Below are 23,589 nucleotides of genomic sequence, written 5' to 3' on the forward strand. Positions count from 1 at the left end.
ACAACTGAGAAACCGCTGTTTGCAGCGGTTTTCTTAATTTTGCATAACAGGACTGATTAAAATTCACATCAGGTCCATAGAAGAAGGAAGGAATTAGAGATTATGGCGAAAAACTTACATACACACTGTTCATTTTGTGGAAGGGCCAGAGAAGAGGTAAAAATGCTGATTTCTGGCATTGACGCAGATATCTGCGATCAATGTATCCAAAATGCAGGTGAGATAATTGAACAGGAATTTGAATTTGAAAAGGCCCATCAGCATGCGCAGCCTACATCGACACCTGGTATGGCTCAGCTTGAGTTGAAAACGCCAGTTGAAATCAAAAAATTCCTGGATCAATATGTGATTGGACAGGAAGATGCAAAAAAGATTTTATCTGTAGCTGTATATAACCACTACAAAAGAGTAACTCAAAAAATTCAAAATGATGATATTGAGATTGAAAAAAGCAATATTATCATGATTGGCGAAACCGGCACCGGCAAAACCCTGCTGGCAAAAAGTATCGCCAAGATGTTGAATGTTCCCTTTGCCATCGTAGATGCCACTGTGTTTACGGAAGCAGGTTATGTGGGAGAGGATATTGAAAGTATGTTGTCCAGATTGTTGCAAAACTGTAATTATGACGTTCCCTCTGCAGAAAGAGGTATTGTTTATATAGACGAAATTGACAAAATTGCCCGTAAGAATGACAATCCTTCCATCACGCGTGATGTCAGCGGGGAAGGTGTGCAGCAAGGACTTTTAAAAATGCTGGAAGGGACGGAAGCACTGGTTCCTCCTCAGGGGGGCAGAAAACACCCCGAACAAAAAATGGTCAAAATCCGCACCCAGAATATTTTATTTATTTGTGGCGGTGCGTTTGACGGCATAGACAGAATCATTGCCAGAAGAGTCAATACCAATGCCATTGGTTTCAATGTAAATAAAACAGAGCAGGAAGAGCAGAAGAAAAATCTCCTTCAATTTGTCAACCCTCAGGATTTAAAATCTTTTGGTTTAATTCCGGAGTTACTAGGACGGTTACCCGTTGTCACCCATCTGGACCCTCTGGATAAAGGCACGCTGCGTTCAATTTTAACTGAACCTAAAAACAGTCTGATTAAACAGTATACCCGGCTATTTGAAATGGAAGGAGTGAAGCTGGCTATTGAACCGGAAGCACTTGACTTTATCACCGATAAGGCATTAGAATTTAAACTTGGCGCACGTGGACTCAGGAGTATTTGCGAAAGCATTCTGACAGAAGCCATGTTTGAAATTCCAGGCACCAATAAGAAAAAGTTTACAGTTACCTTGGATTATGCCAAACAACAATTTAATATTAGCAAATTAGGCTCTATGAAAGTTGCCTGATAATCAATATTATAAATAGTTTCATTATTCCAGTGGGCGTCAATTTATAAATTTTCTTGGTCAAGATGGCAGGAAGTTTTAATTTTGCACCCAAATTATTTTATAAAATACACGGCAAAATCCGTGTTGCCTAAAAACTTCATTATTATGAAACAAGGTATCCATCCAGAAAATTACCGTTTTGTTGTCTTCAGAGACATGAGTAACGGTGTTGAATTCTTATCTAAAAGCACTGCAGCCAGCAGCGAAACTACCGTTTTCGAAGGTGTTGAATATCCAGTAATTAAATTGGAAATTTCCAATACTTCTCACCCCTTCTACACTGGTAAAAACGTACTTGTTGACACTGCCGGTCGTATCGACAAATTCAACAAACGTTACGCAAAAAAGAAATAAGAGGTATTTTAAGGAAAACCTTTTAGGACTTATAAGAAAACCGCTGCATTTGCAGCGGTTTTTTAATTTTTATCTCTTTGATTAATGGTAGCAGAGATCCTCGATTATCACGTGTATTAACTTGCCAAATGCATTTCGGGATCGGCTAGTTCCTTAGGTTTTACTTTTTTCCCTTTATAACTGTAAACCGTATAACTGCAGACCAATTTAGCGGTATATTTAGCTACAAAGCAGCCAACCAGCATTGGAATAAATAAATCAAAACCATTATGCACTAAATTACAGGTCAAGAAAACCGAGGTTAAAGGAGCGTGAATGGCCGCACTTAACATAGCTCCTCCGCCTATCAGCGCGAAATTCAAAGGGCTTAAATGTAAGCCAAATAGATGATTACTCACCAGCGCCACAAACATACCAAATACGGCTCCCCCAATAATAGAAGGGGCAAAAACACCGCCATCCCCACCTGCTCCGAGCGTCAGTGAAGCGACTAATGGCTTTAATAATGAAATGCAAAGGATGGTAAGCGCAAAAGGTATTGAAAATGAAGTATCTTCAATGCGGGAAAGCAATTCAGGGAATGCATGATAAGAATCACCATATAACTGTGGAAATGCCAGGATAGCCAGTCCCACCAATACTGCACCCAAGTTTACCCGTATGAAATTATTGCCGATATTGCCAAACTTTTCTTTGATAAAAATGACCGATTTAGTAAAATAAACAGCCAGAAGTCCAGCAATGGCACTTAAAATCAGCAAGAAAGGAATGGCTTTCATTTCCCATCCTGACACACTTAACTGTTTGAAAAGCATTTCATTTTCTACCAGCGACATAAATAACCAGGAAATAAAAATGGAGCAAAAACAACTTAATAGAATTGTTTTGGAAACTTTTCTGGCGATGACTTCTACAGAAAATAATAAACCAGCTAACGGACTACCAAACAGAGTGGCAATGCCCGCAGCCACACCCGCACAAATTAATTCAGTTTTATGCGCTTTGGCTACAGAAGCTTTTTTCCTGGCAACCGCCCCGACGGTTGCAGTGGCAACCACGGTTGACACTTCAACACCGGTCGACCCACCAAATATAACCGTTAGAAAGCCATTAATATAGTGCGATGGAATCTTAAAAGCGGGTAATTCATTGCGCCTTTCCTCTATGGTATGATAAATTTCTTTTATCCCCTTATTTTGTTTGTTTTTAAAGGCATATTTACGCAAAAAATAAATCATTGTAATCCCAACGGAAGGCAGGATAATAAATATCCAGGGCAGACCATGGGCTTTTTCCAGAATTCCTTCCTCATAATAAGCCGTGATACGCTTTAAAGAGTCTGCCAGCAGGGTAGAAGCCAGGCCTACGGCTAATGAAGCTACAATGAGTTTTGCATAATTTATAGTGAGTACTTCTTTTCGCATCCGATTTATTTAAGGTCGTAAAAGAGCCGTTTTAACTTGAATATCAAGGCCTAATATTCCCAATCCCAATAGAACATCAGACTCAAAGCGCTGCAAAATTAAGACATAAATACCACTTTAACCAGAATTTGGCGAATCTTGGCATTCACTTACAAAACACACATTCGTAAGGGGTGTTTAGCCAGGAAGTGATGGGTGAAACCTTATATGCTACTGATGCACAAATACTTTAATCTTAAAATCATTTTATTGCCTTTGTTTCTCAATACTTAAAAGAAAATGTCTGGTTAATAACCATTAAGGTTATAACCAGACATTTAATATTCATCCTCTGTAATCTCTTTAAAACAACTTAGGGGAGTTAGCGCCCTTTTGCGGACTTTTGCCCAGGTGGGCGTATGCCTTTTCTGTTGCTTCCCGACCTCTGGGCGTTCTTTGAATAAAGCCTTCCTGAATTAAGAAAGGTTCATATACTTCTTCCAATGTTCCGGGTTCTTCACCCACTGCAGTAGCGATGGTTGTAATGCCAACGGGTCCCCCTTTGAACTTTTCAATAATCGTAGCTAGTATCCGGTTATCCATATCATCTAAACCGTCCTCATCTACATTCAGCGCATTCAAAGCATGGCGCGTAATGCCCAAGTCTATTTGGCCGTCATTCAGCACCTGAGCAAAATCCCTGACTCTGCGTAATAACCCATTGGCTATTCTTGGTGTCCCCCGGCTTCTCCTAGCAATTTCAGCGGCCGCCTGGTCGTCTATTTTGGTTTGAAGTATTTGAGCGCTCCTTTTGATTATTTTCATTAAGGTATCCGCATTATAATATTCCAGTCTGCTTTTGATCCCAAACCGGGACAATAAAGGAGCGGTCAAAAGTCCGCTTCTGGTAGTAGCGCCGACCAAGGTAAATGGGTGGATGGAAAGTTGAACACTACGGGCGTTGGGACCAGAATCTATCATAATATCGATTCTAAAATCCTCCATGGCCGCATACAGATATTCTTCCACTACGGTACTTAACCTGTGGATCTCATCAATAAAGAGTACATCCCCCTGTTCCAGGCTGGTTAAAAGCCCCGCCAAATCTCCGGGCTTTTCAATGACAGGGCCAGAAGTTTCTTTTATATTGACACCCAGTTCATTAGCGACAATCCTGGACAAGGTGGTTTTGCCGAGGCCTGGAGGGCCATGAAAAAGCACATGATCCAATGCCTCGCCTCTTATTTTCGCAGCTTTAATAAAAATACGGAGATTCTCGACAAGTTGAGGTTGTCCGGAAAACTCATCAATCTCTTTAGGACGGATTGTATTCTCAAATTCCCGGTCCCTTGGATTAAGTTCAGCTGCGTCTGCGTTTAAATTTGGGTTAGACATGGGTTCAAAGTTATATTGAAAAAGCCAAAAGTTAAAAGTAATTGTCACCTCTGTTCAAAACTTGGAAAGTTGGTCACTTTGGGGCAACTTTGTAAGCAGCGCTTAAGTCCTAAGGGCTTAAAAAGTGTGATTTAACTTAAAAAGGCCAATTATGACACAGATGAAATATCAGTTATTGGGTAAATCCGGACTTAAAGTCTCAGAACTATGTCTGGGCACTATGGGCTTTGGCACCGCAGCGGGCTGGGGCGCCGACTTAAAGTCCTCCTTTGAGATAATGGATAAGTTCGCAGAGGCAGGCGGTAATTTTGTGGATACGGCTAATATTTATAAACTAGGAGAAAGTGAATCCATTATAGGGAAATATTTTGCTAATCAACAAGTTGACAGAGACTACTTTGTCCTGGCCACTAAATACAGCCTTAAAGATAATGAATCAAATCCCAATGCTTCCGGCAATAATCGTAAAAACTTAATGCGAAGTGTGGAGGGGAGTCTTAAGAGGCTGGACACCGATTTTATAGACTTACTCTATTTACATATTTGGGATGATCTTACTCCCATTGAGGAGGTGATGCGCGCATTGGATGACTTGATACGTCAAGGAAAGGTCAATTATATTGCGATCAGTGATACCCCTGCATGGGTGGTAGCTAAAGGCAATACTTATGCAGAACTTATGGGATGGAGCCAATTCGCGGCTTTACAAGTAGAATATAGCCTTTTGCAGCGCACCCCAGAAAGAGAATTAATACCTATGGCCAAACACTTTGGACTCAGCTTACTTCCATGGGCACCGCTTGCGGGAGGCGCACTTACGGGAAAGTATCTTAAAGGTGACCCTGGCAGAATCAAACCGGAGAGTAAAAGACTAAATGCCGAAAGCATTCAGATCACAAAAGAAGTCTTGGATATTGCGGACAAATATGGCGTTCCTGCCTCAAGTGTTGCACTTGCATGGGTAAGACAGCAATATAATAAATGTATCCCGATTGTTGGTGCGACAAAAAGCAGCCAGCTATTAGAAAACATCGGGTCCTTAGCACTTAACCTGGAACCTGCCTTTATGCAAAGGCTAAATGCGGCCAGCCAGATTGATCTTGGCTTCCCCTTAGAATTTTTTCAAGAAGCAGGAGTACAGAAAAATAATTTCGGCGGATTTTATGACCGTATCATCAGGCGTTCATAAAAATAAATATTTAAAGCGAATCATTTACTTTCGCTTTAATTTTTAGGTACCCAGTTGTTTTAAGACCCATTAAAATCAGAATTTGGCAACAAATATTTATACCGTGATTATGGCTGGCGGCATTGGCAGCCGGTTTTGGCCGAGCAGCCGTCAGGCTAAACCTAAACAATTTATTGACATTCTTGGCACAGGTCAGTCACTCATGCAAATGACCTGGGATAGAGCCCGTAGATTTTCAGAACCACAGCAGATTCTGGTGCTTACGAATGCCCGCTATCAAGATCTGGTAGCAGAACATTTGCCTGGTTTGGATAGTGCCAATATTTTAACTGAACCATCCCGAAACAATACTGCACCCTGTATCGCATATGCGGCATTTAAACTTTATCAAAAAGATCCAAATGCCATTATGATTATCTTACCTTCTGATCACCTCATTTTAAAGGAGGAGGCCTATTACCAAAAAATCCAGATAGCAGTAGATTTTGTGGCACACAATCAGTCTTTGCTCACGCTGGGTATTCAGCCAACTCGTCCAGATACCGGATACGGCTATATCCAGTTTGAACCTGAAACGGGAAAGCATTCTGATTCAGGTGTTCTTAAAGTCCAATCTTTTAAAGAAAAGCCAGATTTGGCTACTGCCGAATCTTATTTGGAAAGCGGCCAATATTTATGGAATGCAGGAATTTTTATCTGGAAGGCCAAGGATGTGATAGAAGGATTTAAACAATACCAGCCTGATTTATACGCCCTTTTTGCAAAGGGCATGGCGGATTACAATACAGACAGAGAGTCCGCGTTTATCGATGCACACTACAAAAATGCACCGAAGATCTCCATCGATTATGCATTGATGGAAAAAGCAAATAATGTTTATACTGTCCCGGCAGATATCGGCTGGAGTGATTTAGGCACCTGGGCATCCTTATGGGATGTCAAACAAAAGGATGATCAACAAAATGTTCTAATTTCTGACAAAAACATTTTATTAACCCAGAGCAGTGGATGTATCATCTCCAAAGATTCAGAGAAATTAGCCGTCATTGACAGTCTGGAAGATTATATTGTGATTGATCATAAGGATGTATTGCTTATCTATCCTAAAAGCAAAGAACAAGAGATTAAACATATTATTGCTCAACTGGAACAACAAGGGGAAGCTAACAGATATTTGTGAAACATGCATTAACTTAGCCTGCTCATCCAGAAGAAACCCTTGAGCATTTATTCATTAAAAAAACCATTAACGCCCCATGCAAGTCTCTTCACAGAACGCGCTAACGCAGTTCAAAAATAAGGTGGGTATACGCTTTCAGCTGTATAACAGCCTTTTCACTTCACTTCCCTTTCACCGCATCGAAAAGACAGGCGTCTTACTGTCCTTGTTTCTGATTCACTGCGAGGAAGGATTTAAGAAGGCAAAAAGTCCAGAAGAGATTATTGACAGCTTTCTAAAGCAGTACACCAATTATCCGGAGGGTAGGGAACAATTAGATTTACTGTTTCGTTTTATTCAATATGCAGAAAGGCAAGTCGTATTATTTGACGCATTGGAAGACGCCTCCTTTGATGCCATACAAGATCTCAAAGGACAAGGAACCATTAGTCACTTAGCTTCTGAAGTCGTCAAACAGGAAAAAGAAGAAGAGCTGGCTAAAAAAGTGGATGACTTTTCAGTCAGACTTGTACTGACAGCACACCCTACACAATTTTATCCAGGTGAGGTATTGGGTATTATTAATGACCTGTCAAAGGCATTAATTAAAAGTGATACCCAGAATGTCAATGTATATTTACAACAGCTGGCCAAAACCCCTTTTCTAAAAAAACAAAAGCCAACGCCATTTGATGAAGCAATGAGTCTAATCTGGTATTTGGAAAATGTTTTTTATCAGGCAAGTGGCAAAATAGTTGAACAACTAAAAAGCCAATTCCCTGATTTAATGGAAAGTGATAATAACGCCCTGATTCATATGGGATTCTGGCCCGGTGGTGACAGGGATGGAAATCCTTTCGTGAGAGCAAATACCACTTTGCAGGTAGCAGACCAGTTACATAAGGCTATTCTTCACTGTTACTATAAAGACATCCGTCGTATGAAGCGTCGCCTGACTTTTAAGGGAGTGGAAGATGTCATTACGGATCTGGAGAAGCAATTTTATGGATTACTGTTCGAACAAGAGAGCGGCATTCAAATCACCCAAAGCGGCCTGATTAATACCCTTAAATCCATTAGAGCAACGGTCGTTGAACAACATAATAGCATGTTCGTTCAATTAATCGATGAATTGATTGGTAAAATACAGATTTTTGGGGTCTATTTTGCGACCCTGGATATTCGACAAGATAGTAGTCAGCATAAAAAATTAATGACCTATCTGAGTGAAAAGAAACTGGGGCTTCCTGCGGATTATGACAATCTGGCCGACGAAGAAAAAATTAAAATACACGAGAATATTCATGATATCATTGATCCTAGCCTGATCGAAGATGAACTTCTTCGGGATATTCTGCAATCTATGCAAGCCGCTAAAACCATTCAAGAACGTAATGGCGAACAAGGTTGTAACCGCTATATTATTAGCCATTGTATGACAGCAGTGGATATGATGGAAATATTCGGATTGCTGAAAATGAGCGGGTGGAAACAGGATCAATTAAAAATGGATATTGTTCCGTTATTTGAAACTATTGAAGATCTGCAAAATTCAGCAGATGTAATGGAACAACTTTATACCAATAAAATATATAGAAAACATTTAAGTAGCAGAGCAGATACCCAAACCATTATGCTTGGTTTTTCAGACGGCACCAAAGATGGGGGCTATTTAATGGGTAACTGGTCTATTTATCAGGCGAAAGAAGCGCTGACAGCTATTTCCCGAAAATACGACCTGGATGTGGTCTTTTTTGACGGAAGAGGCGGTCCTCCGGCAAGGGGAGGCGGAAAGACCCACAAATTCTATGCATCTATGGGGGATACTGTCTCCAATAAGGAAATTCAGATTACTGTTCAAGGTCAGACTGTTAGTTCCAACTTCGGAACGGTAGATTCTGCTAAATTCAATATTGAACAGCTTTTAAATGCTGGCATCTCCAATGATGTATTTGCTTCTTCAAAGAGAACACTTTCAAGTGAGGAAAGTGATTTATTTAAAACGTTGGCAGAAATCAGTTTTGATAGTTATTGTGCTTTAAAAAATCACCCACATTTTCTGGATTACTTAGCTTATGCAAGTCCATTAAGGTTCTATGGAGCAACCAATATTGGAAGCAGACCTTCTAAACGAAATGCGGCAAAGCTTACACTTGATAGCTTACGCGCCGTCCCCTTTGTTGGATCCTGGAGCCAGTTGAAACAAAATGTCACCGGTTATTATGGTGTTGGTACGGCACTCCTTGCAATGGAGAAAGCAGGACGATTTGATCAGGTTAAGGCACTCTATAAAAATTCATTGTTTTTCAGAACGCTTATTGAAAACAGTGAGATGTCCATGAAAAAATGTTTCTTTCCACTTACCCAATTCCAGGCAAGCCATCCAAAGTATGGAGAACTTTGGAATATGGCATATGAAGAATACCTGCTGACAGAAAAAATGGTTCTCAAACTCACAGGTAATTCTGAATTAATGGCCAATTACCCCGTAGAATCCTTATCTATACAAATGCGGGAACGAATTGTACTTCCATTATTAACCATTCAGCAATACGGTCTGGCTAAACACCAACAACTGGAAGGGACCAATAACAATAAAGACAACGAACTGGTGAATATTTATGAAAAGCTCATTATGCGATGTACTTTTGGTATTATTAATGCGGGCAGAAACTCAGCATAGACCGCTCTTTCATGACTTTTAAAATGAAGAAAGCCAGTTGCATATTGCAGCTGGCTTTTTTGGTCAGGCAAAGATTAAGCAAACCATTAACGGTAATCTTTTATTTATTAGTCTTTATAGGCTTAACTTCGGAAATAGGAAGAGAACAACAGATTCTGTCTATGGAATGATTGCCATAGGTTCCTTCCAGCATAAAATTCTTTCACTAAAACATTTACATGTATGAAACGTTCCGCCACTGCAGTCTGGAAAGGCTCAATCAAAGAAGGTTCAGGAGTTCTAACGACTGATAGCAAAACTCTGGACAATACCCAATATTCATTTAAATCACGCTTTGAAACAGGTACCGGTACCAATCCGGAAGAATTAATCGGGGCTGCACATGCAGGCTGTTTTGCCATGGCATTAAGCCTGGAACTGGGTAACGCAGGCTTTACACCTGAATCCTTAGAAGCGACAGCTACCGTTACGATGGATCCAGAAAAACTGGAAATCACAAGTTCCAATATCCAGTTAAAAGCCAAAATTCCAGGTATTACGGATGAGCAGTTTCAAAAAATCGCTGCAGGAGCGAAGGCTGGATGTCCAATCAGTAAACTACTGAAAGCAGAGATTAGTTTACAGGCAAGCCTGGTAAGCTGATATTGCTATGGAATACTGACCGGCAACAAGCAAAAAAAACAGGCTAAAACGGATGAACTATTTGTTTATAGCCTGTTTTTTATTTATTATAATTGTAATTAGAATCCAACCAGATCAGTCTATTTGCGAAACAAATTCTCCCCTTTGGGTTGCAACCTGATTGCCCCAATCCGTTATCGCCTTCAAAACTGGGGAAAATGATTTTCCAAAGGCTGTCAGTTGGTATAGCACCTTTACAGGGGGCTTTTTACCAAAGACGGTTCTTGTTAAAAGACCATCCTTTTCCAATTGTTTCAATTGAAGACTAAGCGTCATTTCGGTTATTGACTTCATCTGCTTGGATAATTCACTGTATCTCTTTGGGCCTTCCATTAAATGATACAAAATTACGGCTTTCCACTTCCCGCCGACAAGTGCCATTGTCAGGCTAACAGTACAAGGATACAATTCACCGCTTAATTTTACGTAATCGCTTCTGCATTCAGTTTTCATTTGTTTTATTTAACCTATCCGAATTGATAGCTATTGTTTATCAAAATTACTAAAATTATTTTTGTAACTATATTTTTTATAGTAAATACAAAAAAACAATAATTATGCTTTCAGGACAACAAGCCAGTCAGACGGATAAACCATTAATAACAATTGTAGGAGTCATGGGTAAACAAGGGCGTAGTACCGCCTATTGTTTAATTAAAAGTGGTTTATTCCGGGTGCGTGGCATTACCAGAAAAACGAACTCAGCTGAAGGATTAAAAATGGCAAAGTTGGGAATTGAACTCATTGATCTACCGCTGCGCCCGGGTCTCCAGGCGGATTTCACAAAAGCGTTTGCTGGTTCTCAGGGAGTATTTCTTATGACACCCAATATCATACCTCCAGATAACTACGAATTCGAATTAGGTAAGCAATTGGCGGACGCCGCAGTAGCCGCAGGAGTTCAACACATTGTATTTTCAAGCCTGGAAAATGTTGTCAGTATTAGTGGCGGACGTTATCTGGCACCTCATTTCACCGATAAAGCAAAAATCGAGGTTTATATCCGAAGCCTACCTATAAGAAGTTCGTTTATCATGATGGCATTCTTCTATACAAATCTGGCTGAATTTTATACACCTTATCTTGCTGATGGAAAACTCATATTCCCAATCTATTTACCAGAAGATTTCCAGGCCCCTTTTGTAGACCCCTTAACAGCAACTGGTCCGGCTGTACTTGAATTATTCAAACACCAACAAAAATATGCCGGTCAAAGCCTTCCTGTCATCGGGGAGTTTATTAGTCCACGTCAGATTGTAAATGATTTTAATTTAATAACGGGTCAAAATGCGGTTTATAGTTCTGCTTATTCCAAGCAAGAACTGTTACACCATTTTCCTGATATGAGCCAACAACCAGAGCTAGTCCAGGAAATATTAGACATGACGCATTTCGTGGTTAAGCACGGGTATTACAGAAAGCAGAGAGATATTGAATGGAGTCAGAATTTAAACCCGGAAAGGTTAACCTGGAAAGGTTTTATAAAACAAACGAAATGGCAGGGGGAGAAGAAAGTGTATTAATTCAATGGCAAAGCATTCCATTAATTTGAATGCTTTGCCATTGAATTAAATTTAAACCATCCTAAATAAATATTCTGGTTCCTGAAAAATCCTCCCGGAACTCTTTTGGAGTACAACCTTTTCTTTTTTTAAAGATTCGGTTGAAATTGGAGATATTATTAAAGCCACACAGATAAGCGATTTCAGCTATTCCATGACTGGTTTCCATTAGCAGCCTTGTTGCGTTACCCAGCCTGATCTCATTTAATGTATCTATAAAAGTATGTCCTGTTTTAGTTTTAAAAAAGCGACTAAAGCTCACTTGCGTCATACTGGCCAGACCTGCTGCTTCCGCCAAAGTCACATCCTTATTAAAGTTCTTATTAAGATACTCCATGACCTTTTCGATTCGGCGGCTGTTATAGGAAACATGTACATTTTGATAGGAACCGGCACAAAGCGTACGAATGTCTCTGGAAATAGACAGATCATGTAAAATAGAGAGTAATTCTAAAACAGAATCAAAGCCTGTCTTGCTCACCAAAGCTATAATTCTAAGGCTAATTCTTTCAATGGTTTCTCTGGAAAATTTAAGGCCGCATCCTGACTTTTCAAACATGGATTTTAAATGGCTAAGCTGCTTTTTTTGTAAAAATTTCTCGTCCAACAAATCACGATGAAACTGGATGGTAACCTCGTGGATATCCTTACTGACACATTGCTCGGTGAACCAGGCGTGTGGCAGATTGGGGCCCACAAACACCAATTCCATATCTTCGATTAGCTCCATATGATCTCCCACCACTCTTTTTGCACCTGAAGCCTGCAATATCAAATTAAGTTCATACTCCTCATGCGTATGTAAAGGAAAATCAAAGGTGTCTTTATGCCTGGAAAACAGGGTAAAACAATCATTTTGTGTCAACGGGGTAATTTCTCTTAATATTTCCATGTTTATAGCATCTTGCTTAAAATACTTTGAAAAAAATTGCTTTGAGTGTTATAATACCTCCCCAAAGGCTTGAGATTTAAGAAAAGGTTCTAGTTTAAATGCCAATTTAAAGAATCTGTTCACAAAGTAAAATTATGAATAAAAAATCAATCATTAATAAAGTATCATTTTTAATTCAGGAAGTATCAGCAATCATTTAAAAAAATCATTTACTTCAATTAACTGGTAAATTGGTCAATCAAGTCAGAGATAAAATAATTTAAATAATTGTATTTTATAAATTTATACATTATATTTAATATTTAAATATTATAATCCCTCTTCAAAATTACATATTTTATACTTTATATATAAAAATTTAGTTTCTTTTTTTTGCTAAAAATAAACAATACAAGGATAAAATAGTACTATGAAACACATATTTCAATTTATAATTTTGTTTAAAACAATTAAGCATGGTTTACGCCTATTTTAACAGTTTTAATAACATAGAAGTATTTTTGTTGACAACCAATTAAAACCAAATTATCCCAAAAATTATTTCTTGATGACCATGCATTGTATCCATAAACCAATTGGTAATAAACTTCGTCATAGCGCACTTGTGTGGAAATACCTGCTAAGTATATTACTGCTACAAAGCTGCGCTTACACCAAAAACGGTGAAAATAAAAATTCATCTATTAAGAAGGATACATTAAACACCCAAAAAGATACCTTATTAAAAAGGAGCCTGCAATTTTCCATCGGCAATGGCGTAAATCTACAGCCCTCTTATTATAATAATGGTAGGGTCAATTTCGACTGGCCATTAATGAAATCCATGGACAAAATCAAGACCGTTCGGATAGAAATAGAGCCCAATGCAGTCCAACAGGCAAAGGAGTGGATCAGGCAAGCAGACAGTGCCGGTTATACAATAATTGCCACTTACCATAAAGCTAAAGTGTTAGGATCCGACGATCCAGCTGAGGTGCAGGAGGCAGCAAACTGGTGGCAGCATAATTATAATACATTAATAAGCGGTATTAAAACAAATTTGTCCGTAAATAATAAGAACCCGAAATTCATCATCAATCTTATAAATGAATGGGGCAGCCACAATATGAGCGCCGCCAATTATGCAAAAGCCTATAATGCAGCAATTGCCACTTTGAGAACGTTTTATAATGGATATATTATAATAGATATTCCCGGCTGGGGGCAGGAAACCTATACAGCTTTTCTAGCATGTAAAAAAAGCATACCCAAAATTCAAGATTCGAAAATTATATTATCAGCTCATATTTATCCAAATGGATTCAACCAGGCGCGGGGCAGAATCTTGCAGCCTTCAGATTTAAAGGATATGGAAAACACAGGTTATCCTTGTATTTTGGGAGAATTTGGCACAGGAGAAGGGGCCTGTGACTGGTCAGCTATCGTTGATTATGCCAAGAATCATGGCTGGCCCGTTATAGGGTGGGCCTGGAACGGAGATGGAGGGACCATGAACATGGTTCATCCAGCCTGGAAACAAGAGCCTCAAGCCTCTTCTTTTAAGACTTCACCTTATTTCGATACACTTTATAACAAATTATAACGAGATTAAACAACAGTCCTTTTTAGCTTAAATTTTAAAGGCGTTTTATATTATTATGAAGTTACAGTTTATTGACATAGCCATTTTAATTACTTACCTGATCACAATGGTTTGCATCGGGTGGTTTTTCAGAAAAAAAGCAAGACTCAATAAAGAAAATTATCTTTTAGGCGGACGTTCCCTGCCTTGGTATATGCTGGGGCTTAGTGATGCCAGTGACATGTTTGATATATCAGGCACCATGTGGATGGTTAGCCTTTGCTTCGTTTACGGACTTAAAAGCATTTGGATACCCTGGTTATGGCCTGTATTTAATCAGGTATTTATGATGATGTATTTATCCAAATGGCTGCGCCGATCAGGAGCAACTACTGGTGCGGAATGGCTCACTACCAGGTTTGGAAGAGCTGGTAAAAGAGTGCGTGCATCTCATAACATTGTCGTGATCTTTGCCTTGTTAAGCTGTCTGGGATTTCTTGCTTACGGATTTGTAGGGCTGGGCAAATTTATGGAAATATTTATTCCCTGGAATGTGGTTCAGCCATATATTCCATTTCATATCCCATTAGCTTATGTCCCACATTTTTATGGTGTAATTTTTACGCTATTTGCAGTATTCTATTCAGTACTGGGCGGAATGCACAGTATCGTACTTGGTGATGTTATCAAATACGTAATTATGACGATTGGCTGCGTGAGCATTGGTATTATTGCAATGATTCACTTACATCATCAACAAATTACAGTCCCCGAAGGATGGCGCAATCCATTTTTCGGTATGCATTTGAATCTCGATTGGACAGGCATTTTAGATGATGCTAATAAAAAAATAACTTCAGATGGTTTTGGCCTTTTTGGCATCTTCTTTATGATGATGCTCTTCAAAGGTATTTTTGCAAGTCTTGCAGGTCCCGCCCCGAATTATGACATGCAAAAAGTCCTCAGTACCAGATCTCCGGAGGAAGCAAGCAAAATGTCGGGATTCGTTTCTATTATTTTACTGCCTATCAGATATACTCTGGTGATAGGACTGACTATATTAGGACTGTTATATTTTAAACAAATTGCACCTCAGGTACAAAATCCGCAGGGGACTGACTTTGAAACTATATTGCCAGCAACAATTAATACCTTTTTGCCAGCCGGAATAGTAGGACTTGTATTGACCGGATTACTAGGTGCATTTATGGGAACTTTTTCAGGCACACTAAACGCTGCACAAGCTTATATAGTAAATGACATTTACCTCAAATATGTAAACCCGAACGCCAATAACAAACAGGTAATTACAATGAACTATGCCGCAGGAATTGGTGTAGTGACTTTGGGAATCATTCTTGGCTGCCTGATTGAAGATGTGAACACTATTTTACAATGGATTGTTTCTGGCCTTTATGGGGGATATATTGCTGCCAATATGCTTAAATGGCATTGGTGGCGCTTTAATGCTTCAGGATTTTTCTGGGGAATGGTTGCGGGAATTGTACCAGCCATTGCCCTGGCCGCCCTTAAATCCTTTAATATCCTTACAGGACTTGACTTATATTATTGGCCTATCATCTTTATATTATCTTTAGTTGGATGTATTTGGGGCAGCTATAGTGCTCCACCTACTGAAATCAATACATTGAAGAAATTTTATATTACAGTGCGGCCCTGGGGATTCTGGGGAGAAATCCATAACAAAGTTATTGCAGAAAACCCGGCCTTCGAGAAAAACAAACATTTTAAGCGAAACATATTCAATGTTATGATTGGCATGGCAGGCCAAATGTGCCTTACCATTTTACCTATGTACATCGTATTATGGATGAAACTACCCTTAATAATTACTATTATTTTATTAATAATCATTATTATCATTCTTAAAAAAACCTGGTGGGATAAATTAAGCGAATACTAATCAGACCTTAAACACCTTAGTAAGTAAAGAAATAAAGAGATTATGTCAGAAAATTTTAAAAAGAAATTAGCCCAATTAAAAAAGCAGTATGAACAACTGCTTACCCTGGAGAACTACCCAGAATTATTTAGTAATGGCATTTTTACCAGGTACCGTCACCCAGTTCTTACCGCAGACCATATACCATATTTCTGGAAATATGATCTAAATGAATCCACGAATCCACTGCTTATGGAACGTTTTGGCATCAATGGAACATTTAATGCCGGTGCCATAAAGCTAAATGGTAAGTATCTGCTGATGGTACGGGTAGAAGGCAAAGACAGGAAATCCTTTTTTGCAGTAGCGGAGAGTCCTAATGGAGTGGACAATTTTAGATTCTGGGATTTCCCGGTAATAATGCCTGGCACAATAGAAGATGTAAATGTTTATGACATGCGGCTTACACAGCACGAGGATGGATGGATCTACGGCGTTTTCTGCACTGAAAAAAGAGATCCAACAGCGCCAGAATCTGATCAATCAGCAGCCATAGCCCAATGCGGTATAGCGCGCACTAAGGATCTTAAAACCTGGGAACGACTGCAAGATTTAAAAACGACTAGCCCCCAGCAAAGGAATGTTGTTTTGCACCCTGAATTTGTCCAAGGTCAATATGCATTTTATACGCGTCCGCAAGATAGCTTTATTCAAGCAGGCTCAGGAGGAGGAATTGGTCTGGGACTGACCAAAAGCATAGAAAATAGTGATATTCAAGAAGAAATCATTATAGACCCAAGACGATACCACACTATATCTGAAGCTAAAAATGGACTCGGACCTGCCCCCATTAAAACAAAATATGGGTGGTTACACCTGGCCCATGGAGTACGCAATACGGCTGCTGGCCTGCGCTATAGCTTATATGCCTTTATGACAGATTTGCAGGACATCACCAAAGTTATTCATAGGCCTTCTGGTTACTTAATAGCGCCTGAAGGAACTGAATATATAGGAGATGTTTCCAATGTCGTATTTTCCAACGGTTGGATTTTGGATGATAACAATAAAGTGTATATATACTATGCAGCAGCAGATTCTGTGATGCATGTGGCAGAAAGCTCAGTTGAACAGCTGATAGATTATGTCCGTCATACACCGGAAGATAGCTACTATTCGGCAGGGCAAGTCAATATTCTGACTAAGATAATCGAAAAAAATATGCAATTATAATAATATGTTCAAGTCAGAGGGGGTAATACAGCAATTTCAAAAGGCACTCAAGAAGGAAGCCATATCCATTCTTAACTATTGGGCAACTTATAGTCCTGACCCGATGGATAATGGATTTTATGGGCAGGTTGATGAAAACAACGATCCTGTTGTCCAAATGCCTAAAGGAAGTGTGTTGAATGCGAGAATTCTGTGGTCTTTCTCAACGGCCTACCAAAGTGACCCCAATCCAAAATTCCTTGAATTGTCCACGAGAGCCTATCACTATTTTCAAAATCACTTCAAAGACTCAAAATTTGGCGGAGCATTTTGGGCAATTAATCCACCATATCAGCCAACGGCACCTCATAGTCAGTTGCTGTCAGCGTATCAAAAGAAACAAATATATGCACAGGCCTTTTGGATTTATGCTTTAAGTTCCTATTATGAGATCACAAAAGATCCGAAGGTACTAGATGAGGCCATTTTACTTTTTGAACTCATTGAGAAATATAGCTTTGACGCCCAGTTTGGCGGATATTTTGAGGCATTTTCCAGAGATTGGAATGCACTTAATGATCTTAGGCTAAGCCCAAAAGATGAAAATGCCGTCAAGACCATGAATACGCATTTACACATCTTAGAAGCTTATACCGGCCTTTACAAAATCTGGCCAGACACATTTCTGTTAAACCAGATACAAGGTTTGCTGGATTGTTTTGACCTTCATATTATTGATGCTAAGACTCACCATCTGCGGTTATTCTTTGACAAAAGTTTTACTGCTCAAGGGACTGTTGTTTCCTATGGACATGATATTGAAGCTGCCTGGTTATTGCTGGAGGCTGCCAGCACAATTAAAGATAAAGTCCGGATAAAAAAAATGGAGCAGCAATGCGTTGCGCTAGCCATAGCTGCTAAGGAAGGGATAGATCCGGGGACAGGTGGGCTAAATTATGAAAAAACATATAATATAAAGAGCACTTCTGCATCTTCAGGGCATTTAATTGCAGAAAAACACTGGTGGGTACAGGCCGAAGCAATGGTGGGCTTTTCTGAAGCTTATCTGCAGACCCTTAATCTGGAGTTTTTAGATTGCACACTGCAGATTTGGCAATACATCCAAAATTATATACTTTCTAAAACAGGGGAGTGGTTATGGGGAATAAACGAAAATGGTCATCCCATGAAGGGCTATTATAAAATCGGACTTTGGAAATGCCCATACCACAACCTCAGAGCAATGCTGGAAATGCAAAAAAGATTAAATAGGATGGTTCCTATTTCAGCAGGAATGAAGACAAATCCACATTAACAAAAAAAATACTTTAAATAAAACAATTACATTAAAGCAGTTTTTTTAAATTTCATAATATGTTTCTACTGATTAAAGAAAAAATAGGGTCAAATAAATTTATTAATATTCTCAGTATTGTTTTATCTATTTTTCTAATGGCCGCCATAAATCAGGTTAAAGGCGAGAGCAATAAAATTCCTTCAATTACTTCCAATCAAGAAATATCAGAAAGTCCTCTAAAGTTTTTTAAAGCCAGTGATTCCGCCATTAGATATATTGGCAGGATTGATTTTTCTAAGCCCGATTTACCAAGATTCTGGAATCCTGGAGTTTACCTTTCGCTTTATTTTGAAGGAAGCACCTGCAAAATAATACTGGAAGATCAGATGCAATATGGCGTCCAGCACAATTACATAGAAATTGTACTGGATGGACAGGCCAGAAGAATTCGTTTGGAACAAAAAACGGATACCATTACTGTAGCCGACGGAGTAAGTAAAGGCAAACATCATCTTATCATTTGCAAGGACACGGAATCTAATATCGGTTATATCAGCGTTGCAGGTGTCTTATGTTCCGAACTATTACCGCAACCTGAAAAAAATGGCAAAAAACATCTCATCGAATGTTTCGGAGATTCTATAACCTGTGGTGCTTCCAGCGATCTATCAGATGTCCCTTGTGGTAAAGGGCGTTGGGAAGATCAACATAATTGTTATATGAGCTACGGTCCCAGATTGGCAAGAATGCTGGATGCTGATTGGATTATTTCAGCTGTTTCTGGCATAGGACTGATGCATAGTTGTTGCAATCTCAACATCATCATGCCTCAGGTATATGACAAGCTGGCCCTTTCACAAGATTCAATTGATTGGGATTTTGATAAATACCAGCCGGATGTTGCCACTATATGTTTAGGTCAAAATGATGGCATTCAGGATTTAGACACTTTTTGTACACGTTATGTGGATTTTGTTTGTAAATTGCGCAAGCATTATCCAAAAACCACCCTGGTACTGCTTACCAGCCCCATGGCGGATACACAATTAACAGCCTTTTTACAAAAGGCATTAGTGAAGGTACAATCCAGTATCAGAGCAATGGGGGATCAAAATATTTATTATTATTTTTTTAAAAATAGATATTCTCAGGGATGCGATAGTCACCCAACCATTCAGGAGCATGAAAAAATAGCAGCAGAATTATTGCCATATATTCAGAAAATCAAACACTGGAACTCTTAAAAAAGAAAAATGAAAAAGTCACAAAACAGAAGTTTATTTAAAAAGAATAAGATATTTGCAACCGATTGTAATTTTAAAAAAAAGTTGCTTGAAAGGAATTATCAAAATTACATAACCATTCCTTTGGTTTTAATTTTCAGTTTCTTCGCCATAAAATCTCATGCTCAAAAATTTAACCAGCTGGCACTTACTCCGCCAATGGGCTGGAATAGCTGGAATACATTCCAGACGCACATCAACGAGGATTTAATCAAAAAGACAGCTGACAATATAGTCAGTACGGGCATGAAGGAAGCGGGGTATATTTATTTAGTTCTAGATGATGGCTGGATGACTAAACAACGAGACTCTTTAGGCTATTTAGTGCCAGATCCGGAAAAATTCCCCCATGGGATTAAAGCAGTTATTGATTATGTTCACAGTAAAGGACTCAAGTTCGGATTATACAACTGTGCAGGAACCTTAACCTGCGCAGGTTATCCTGGCACAAGAGGCCATGAATACCAGGATGCCTTAAGATATGCCCAATGGGGGATTGATTACCTAAAATATGATTGGTGTAGCTCCGATGGAATCAATGCCAAAGAGGCCTATACCACAATGAGTAGGGCAATCAGCAATGCTGGGCGCCCTATGGTATTTAGCTTATGTGAGTGGGGGAGTAACCAGCCCTGGTTATGGGCTGAAAATGTAGGACAACTTTGGAGAACCACAGCTGACATTACAGCAGAACGCTGGGATGGAAAAGTAGATAAAGGCTCTTATTTTCAATTTAGTCCAATGGCTATCATGGACAGTCAGGAAGCTTTATACCCTTATGCTGGTCCAGGTCATTATAACGATCCGGATATGTTGGAAGTCGGCAATGGAAATTATACTCCCGAAGAGAACCGGTCTCATTTTAGTATGTGGGCAATGATGGCAGCTCCGTTAATGGCGGGTAATGATTTATCCAAAATGACACCTTCCATCTTAAATATATTGACAAATAAAAACATTATCAGTATCGACCAGGACTCACTGGCGATTCAGGGCCACAGAATTGAAAATCTTCCTGATAGTGTGGAAGTTTGGGCCAAACCTTTAAAAAACAATCAATGGGCGGTTGCCTTTTTAAACCGCGGTTCAAAAACGAGCAGCTTGCAATACACCTGGTCTGAAAAAGTAATCAGTGACACAGTTCATCATAAAATATTAGATCTGAGAAATACAAATTATCCTCTTCAGGATCTTTGGTTGGACAAACAGATCGGAACAACAAAAAAAACTCTTAAAGTAAGCCTTCCTGCCCATGATGTCTTGCTGATTAAAATATTCACTCACCATTAAAACAAATCCTAAAAATTGTCTCAATGAAAATCCAAAGATTAGGACTATGGCTGTTTATGGCTACCTTCATGGTCACTATGCAGCTATCAGCACAAAACAAACATGAAGGTCCTTATTCTGATAAGGAAGCTTGGAACTATGCTCAAAATACGGTTCAGAGAATGAGCCTGGAACAGAAAGTTGGTCAAATGACTCAGATTAGCCTGGAGTTCTTCTTAAAAACCAAAGATGGGCAAGTAATCGTACCGCATGTTCTGGATACGCCTAAATTAAAAGAAGCGATTGAACAATATCATGTAGGGTCCATTTTAAATGTCGGCGGAGATGCACAGACTGTTGAAAACTGGCGAGGCATTATCACAGAAATTCAAAATATAGCAATGTCGCAATCCCTTAAAGTCCCTATTCTTTATGGAATTGACGCAATTCATGGCAATAATTACACACTTGGAAGCGTAATGTTCCCTCAGCAAATTGCAATGGCTGCCTCCTTCAATCCCGATTTAATAAAAAGGGCAGGCGAGGTGTCCGCTTATGAAACGCGTGCCAGTTTTATACCCTGGAATTTCAGCCCTGTATTGGATTTAGGACGGATGCCTGTCTGGCCAAGAATCTGGGAAACTTTTGGAGAAGACCCATATTTGGTTTCTGTAATGGGGGATTCCATAATAAGTGGGTATCAAGGAAATAACATGGCAGACAAATACCATGTTGCGGCCTGTTTGAAACATTTTATGGGGTACAGCATGCCACTCAGCGGCCATGACCGAACCCCAGCGTGGATTCCGGAAAGAGAACTTAGGGAATATTTTTTACCTCAGTTCAAATCTGCGATAGATCATGGAGCCTTAACGGTCATGGTCAATTCCGGGGAAATCAATGGAGTTCCAGTTCATGCCAACCATCATATCCTAACTGATATCCTTAAAGGAGAATTAAGATTTAAAGGCTTCGCTGTCAGTGACTGGCAGGATATTGAATATCTTTGGCAACGGCATCATGTTGCAAAAGACAATAAAGATGCAGTAAAAATTGCAGTCAATGCTGGTATTGATATGAGCATGGTACCCGTAGATTATAGCTTCTCCAAAGATTTGTTAGATTTAGCTAAATCCGGAGAAGTATCAGAAGGAAGAATCAATGATGCTGTTACCAGAATATTATATGTAAAATACAAGCTTGGATTATTTGATCGACCAATCGGGAATGCTTCAGATTATTCTTTATTCGGAGGAAAGGAGCATCAGCAGCTCAATTACGATGTTGCTTCAGAATGTGTTACTTTATTAAAAAATAAGAATAATATCCTGCCTCTAAAGAAAGGTATTAAAATATTGGTAACAGGTCCTGCGGCTAACACTATGCGTTCTCTCAATGGCGGTTGGGCCAGAGTTTGGCAAGGTACAACCTCCGATGAGACAGAAAAAGATAAAAATACCATTTTAGAAGCACTGCAACAGAGACTAGGCAATCAGGTACTTTATGCCCCAGGCACCGAATTTGACAGTTCAACAAAAGAGGGAATCCAAGCCGCAGTAGATCAGGCAAATTCCGCCGACCTGATTCTCTTTTGTGGAGGAGAAAGTAGTTATACTGAAACTCCGGGGAATATTAATGACCTCACAATTTCTTCACCGCAAATTCAGCTTGTCAAGGCTTTGGCTAAAACAGGAAAACCAATGGTGATGGTGCTAACTGAAGGACGCCCCAGAATTGTTTCTGCTATTGAGCCATTTATGCAAGGTATAATAGACGCGCTGTATCCAGGTAATCAAGGTGGTAATGTTATAGCAGATATTTTACTTGGAAAAATAAATCCGAGCGGCAAACTGCCCTATACTTATCCCCGTTTCACCAATGCACTTGCCAACTATTATCATAAATATACTGAGTCAAAGGAATTTGATATCAATGGAGGATACGATCCACAATGGGAATTTGGTTATGGGTTGAGCTATACTACCTTTGATTATAGCGACCTCCAATTAAGCAGTACTGTAGTTAGCGACAATCGGCCCCTACAAATTAGCGTCACTGTAAAAAATACGGGAGACAGAAAAGGAAAAGAAACGGTGCTAGTCTATGCAAGTGATTTGGTAGCAAGTATTACTCCAGAAGTAAAAAGACTCAGGGCATTTAAAAAAGTTGAACTTCAGCCAGGCGGCTCTCAGACCCTTCATTTCACATTAAGTAAAAAAGACTTATCTTTTATCAATAACGACCTAAAAAGGGTAACCGAACCTGGAGATTTCACCTTAGAGGTAGGCGGCTTAAAACAAAGTTTTGTTGTACAATAAAAACCCGCACACACACACTCTCTCTCT

At 39.4% G+C, this 23,589-nt stretch carries 18 protein-coding genes; 14 read left to right on the forward strand and 4 right to left on the reverse strand.

What is annotated here, in order from left to right; all coding sequences use genetic code 11:
• The first annotated feature begins 102 nt into the window (after positions 1-102).
• Entirely contained in the window at positions 103-1,359 is a 1,257-nt protein-coding gene (clpX, locus tag BLU80_RS03855; RefSeq protein ID WP_091393721.1) for an ATP-dependent Clp protease ATP-binding subunit ClpX, read from the forward strand.
• Between the two features lie 147 nt (positions 1,360-1,506).
• Positions 1,507-1,755 carry a type B 50S ribosomal protein L31 gene (locus BLU80_RS03860; protein ID WP_091393724.1) on the forward strand — a complete coding sequence of 83 codons (249 nt, stop codon included), beginning with the start codon at positions 1,507-1,509 and terminating at the stop codon, positions 1,753-1,755.
• Between the two features lie 116 nt (positions 1,756-1,871).
• Here BLU80_RS03860 and BLU80_RS03865 read toward each other — a convergent pair whose 3' ends face one another.
• Both BLU80_RS03865 and ruvB read right to left on the reverse strand, forming a co-directional pair.
• Positions 1,872-3,179 (reverse strand): chloride channel protein, encoded by a 1,308-nt coding sequence (locus BLU80_RS03865; RefSeq protein WP_091393726.1) that lies wholly within the window; start codon positions 3,177-3,179, stop codon positions 1,872-1,874.
• Between the two features lie 342 nt (positions 3,180-3,521).
• Positions 3,522-4,553, reverse strand: coding sequence for a Holliday junction branch migration DNA helicase RuvB (gene ruvB, locus BLU80_RS03870; RefSeq protein WP_091393730.1), 1,032 nt, complete (start codon positions 4,551-4,553; stop codon positions 3,522-3,524).
• Between the two features lie 151 nt (positions 4,554-4,704).
• Here ruvB and BLU80_RS03875 point away from each other — a divergent pair, with 151 nt between their 5' ends.
• The 4 genes from BLU80_RS03875 (at position 4,705) to BLU80_RS03890 (ending at position 10,226) form a co-directional block, all read left to right on the forward strand.
• Positions 4,705-5,742, forward strand: coding sequence for an aldo/keto reductase (locus BLU80_RS03875; RefSeq protein ID WP_211481739.1), 1,038 nt, complete (start codon positions 4,705-4,707; stop codon positions 5,740-5,742).
• A gap of 82 nt (positions 5,743-5,824) precedes the next feature.
• Entirely contained in the window at positions 5,825-6,922 is a 1,098-nt protein-coding gene (locus BLU80_RS03880) for a mannose-1-phosphate guanylyltransferase (RefSeq protein WP_091393733.1), read from the forward strand.
• Between the two features lie 76 nt (positions 6,923-6,998).
• Positions 6,999-9,584, forward strand: coding sequence for a phosphoenolpyruvate carboxylase (locus BLU80_RS03885; protein WP_091393737.1), 2,586 nt, complete (start codon positions 6,999-7,001; stop codon positions 9,582-9,584).
• A gap of 222 nt (positions 9,585-9,806) precedes the next feature.
• A complete protein-coding gene (locus tag BLU80_RS03890) occupies positions 9,807-10,226 on the forward strand; it encodes an OsmC family protein (protein WP_091393740.1) in 420 nt (139 codons plus the stop codon).
• A gap of 114 nt (positions 10,227-10,340) precedes the next feature.
• Here the strand turns inward: BLU80_RS03890 and BLU80_RS03895 are convergent, their stop codons facing one another.
• On the reverse strand, positions 10,341-10,718 hold the full coding sequence (locus BLU80_RS03895) for a winged helix-turn-helix transcriptional regulator (RefSeq protein WP_091393743.1): 378 nt from the start codon (positions 10,716-10,718) through the stop codon (positions 10,341-10,343).
• A 104-nt stretch (positions 10,719-10,822) separates the two neighbouring features.
• Between BLU80_RS03895 and BLU80_RS03900 the strand changes: the two genes are divergently transcribed.
• Positions 10,823-11,788: an NmrA family NAD(P)-binding protein gene (locus BLU80_RS03900; protein WP_091393747.1), complete on the forward strand. Its 966-nt coding sequence runs from the start codon at positions 10,823-10,825 to the stop codon at positions 11,786-11,788.
• Between the two features lie 61 nt (positions 11,789-11,849).
• On the opposite strand, the gene BLU80_RS03905 is transcribed toward BLU80_RS03900, so the two are convergent.
• The gene (locus tag BLU80_RS03905; protein WP_091393751.1) at positions 11,850-12,719 is read right to left on the reverse strand and encodes a helix-turn-helix domain-containing protein; all 870 of its coding nucleotides are present in this window, start codon (positions 12,717-12,719) and stop codon (positions 11,850-11,852) included.
• Positions 12,720-13,266: 547 nt separating this feature from the next.
• Between BLU80_RS03905 and BLU80_RS03910 the strand changes: the two genes are divergently transcribed.
• The 7 genes from BLU80_RS03910 to BLU80_RS03940 all read left to right on the forward strand — a co-directional run bounded on the left by BLU80_RS03910 (position 13,267) and on the right by BLU80_RS03940 (position 23,562).
• Positions 13,267-14,301 carry a glycoside hydrolase family 5 protein gene (locus BLU80_RS03910; protein ID WP_091393754.1) on the forward strand — a complete coding sequence of 345 codons (1,035 nt, stop codon included), beginning with the start codon at positions 13,267-13,269 and terminating at the stop codon, positions 14,299-14,301.
• A 106-nt stretch (positions 14,302-14,407) separates the two neighbouring features.
• Positions 14,408-16,204: a sodium:solute symporter family protein gene (locus tag BLU80_RS03915; protein WP_244518734.1), complete on the forward strand. Its 1,797-nt coding sequence runs from the start codon at positions 14,408-14,410 to the stop codon at positions 16,202-16,204.
• A gap of 42 nt (positions 16,205-16,246) precedes the next feature.
• Positions 16,247-17,416, forward strand: a complete 1,170-nt coding sequence (locus BLU80_RS03920) for a glycoside hydrolase family 130 protein (protein ID WP_091393761.1) — start codon at positions 16,247-16,249, stop codon at positions 17,414-17,416.
• Between the two features lie 4 nt (positions 17,417-17,420).
• Positions 17,421-18,710: an AGE family epimerase/isomerase gene (locus BLU80_RS03925; RefSeq protein WP_091393765.1), complete on the forward strand. Its 1,290-nt coding sequence runs from the start codon at positions 17,421-17,423 to the stop codon at positions 18,708-18,710.
• Positions 18,711-18,769: 59 nt separating this feature from the next.
• Positions 18,770-19,936 carry an SGNH/GDSL hydrolase family protein gene (locus BLU80_RS03930; RefSeq protein ID WP_091393769.1) on the forward strand — a complete coding sequence of 389 codons (1,167 nt, stop codon included), beginning with the start codon at positions 18,770-18,772 and terminating at the stop codon, positions 19,934-19,936.
• 9 nt (positions 19,937-19,945) lie between these two features.
• On the forward strand, positions 19,946-21,265 hold the full coding sequence (locus tag BLU80_RS03935) for a glycoside hydrolase family 27 protein (protein WP_091393772.1): 1,320 nt from the start codon (positions 19,946-19,948) through the stop codon (positions 21,263-21,265).
• Between the two features lie 23 nt (positions 21,266-21,288).
• Positions 21,289-23,562: a glycoside hydrolase family 3 N-terminal domain-containing protein gene (locus BLU80_RS03940; RefSeq protein ID WP_091393775.1), complete on the forward strand. Its 2,274-nt coding sequence runs from the start codon at positions 21,289-21,291 to the stop codon at positions 23,560-23,562.
• Positions 23,563-23,589: the final 27 nt, after the last annotated feature.

It is taken from the genome of Arachidicoccus rhizosphaerae, from assembly GCF_900107765.1.
GTDB lineage: Bacteria > Bacteroidota > Bacteroidia > Chitinophagales > Chitinophagaceae > Arachidicoccus > Arachidicoccus rhizosphaerae.

Bases quoted from the DNA above. Each gene is read 5' to 3' on its own strand.
- clpX (WP_091393721.1), top strand. From the start codon at position 103: ATGGCGAAAAACTTACATACACACTGTTCATTTTGTGGAAGGGCCAGA.
- BLU80_RS03860 (WP_091393724.1), top strand. From the start codon at position 1,507: ATGAAACAAGGTATCCATCCAGAAAATTACCGTTTTGTTGTCTTCAGA.
- BLU80_RS03865 (WP_091393726.1), bottom strand. From the start codon at position 3,179: ATGCGAAAAGAAGTACTCACTATAAATTATGCAAAACTCATTGTAGCT.
- ruvB (WP_091393730.1), bottom strand. From the start codon at position 4,553: ATGTCTAACCCAAATTTAAACGCAGACGCAGCTGAACTTAATCCAAGG.
- BLU80_RS03875 (WP_211481739.1), top strand. From the start codon at position 4,705: ATGACACAGATGAAATATCAGTTATTGGGTAAATCCGGACTTAAAGTC.
- BLU80_RS03885 (WP_091393737.1), top strand. From the start codon at position 6,999: ATGCAAGTCTCTTCACAGAACGCGCTAACGCAGTTCAAAAATAAGGTG.
- BLU80_RS03890 (WP_091393740.1), top strand. From the start codon at position 9,807: ATGAAACGTTCCGCCACTGCAGTCTGGAAAGGCTCAATCAAAGAAGGT.
- BLU80_RS03895 (WP_091393743.1), bottom strand. From the start codon at position 10,718: ATGAAAACTGAATGCAGAAGCGATTACGTAAAATTAAGCGGTGAATTG.
- BLU80_RS03900 (WP_091393747.1), top strand. From the start codon at position 10,823: ATGCTTTCAGGACAACAAGCCAGTCAGACGGATAAACCATTAATAACA.
- BLU80_RS03905 (WP_091393751.1), bottom strand. From the start codon at position 12,719: ATGGAAATATTAAGAGAAATTACCCCGTTGACACAAAATGATTGTTTT.
- BLU80_RS03910 (WP_091393754.1), top strand. From the start codon at position 13,267: ATGACCATGCATTGTATCCATAAACCAATTGGTAATAAACTTCGTCAT.
- BLU80_RS03915 (WP_244518734.1), top strand. From the start codon at position 14,408: ATGGTTTGCATCGGGTGGTTTTTCAGAAAAAAAGCAAGACTCAATAAA.
- BLU80_RS03920 (WP_091393761.1), top strand. From the start codon at position 16,247: ATGTCAGAAAATTTTAAAAAGAAATTAGCCCAATTAAAAAAGCAGTAT.
- BLU80_RS03925 (WP_091393765.1), top strand. From the start codon at position 17,421: ATGTTCAAGTCAGAGGGGGTAATACAGCAATTTCAAAAGGCACTCAAG.
- BLU80_RS03930 (WP_091393769.1), top strand. From the start codon at position 18,770: ATGTTTCTACTGATTAAAGAAAAAATAGGGTCAAATAAATTTATTAAT.
- BLU80_RS03935 (WP_091393772.1), top strand. From the start codon at position 19,946: ATGAAAAAGTCACAAAACAGAAGTTTATTTAAAAAGAATAAGATATTT.
- BLU80_RS03940 (WP_091393775.1), top strand. From the start codon at position 21,289: ATGAAAATCCAAAGATTAGGACTATGGCTGTTTATGGCTACCTTCATG.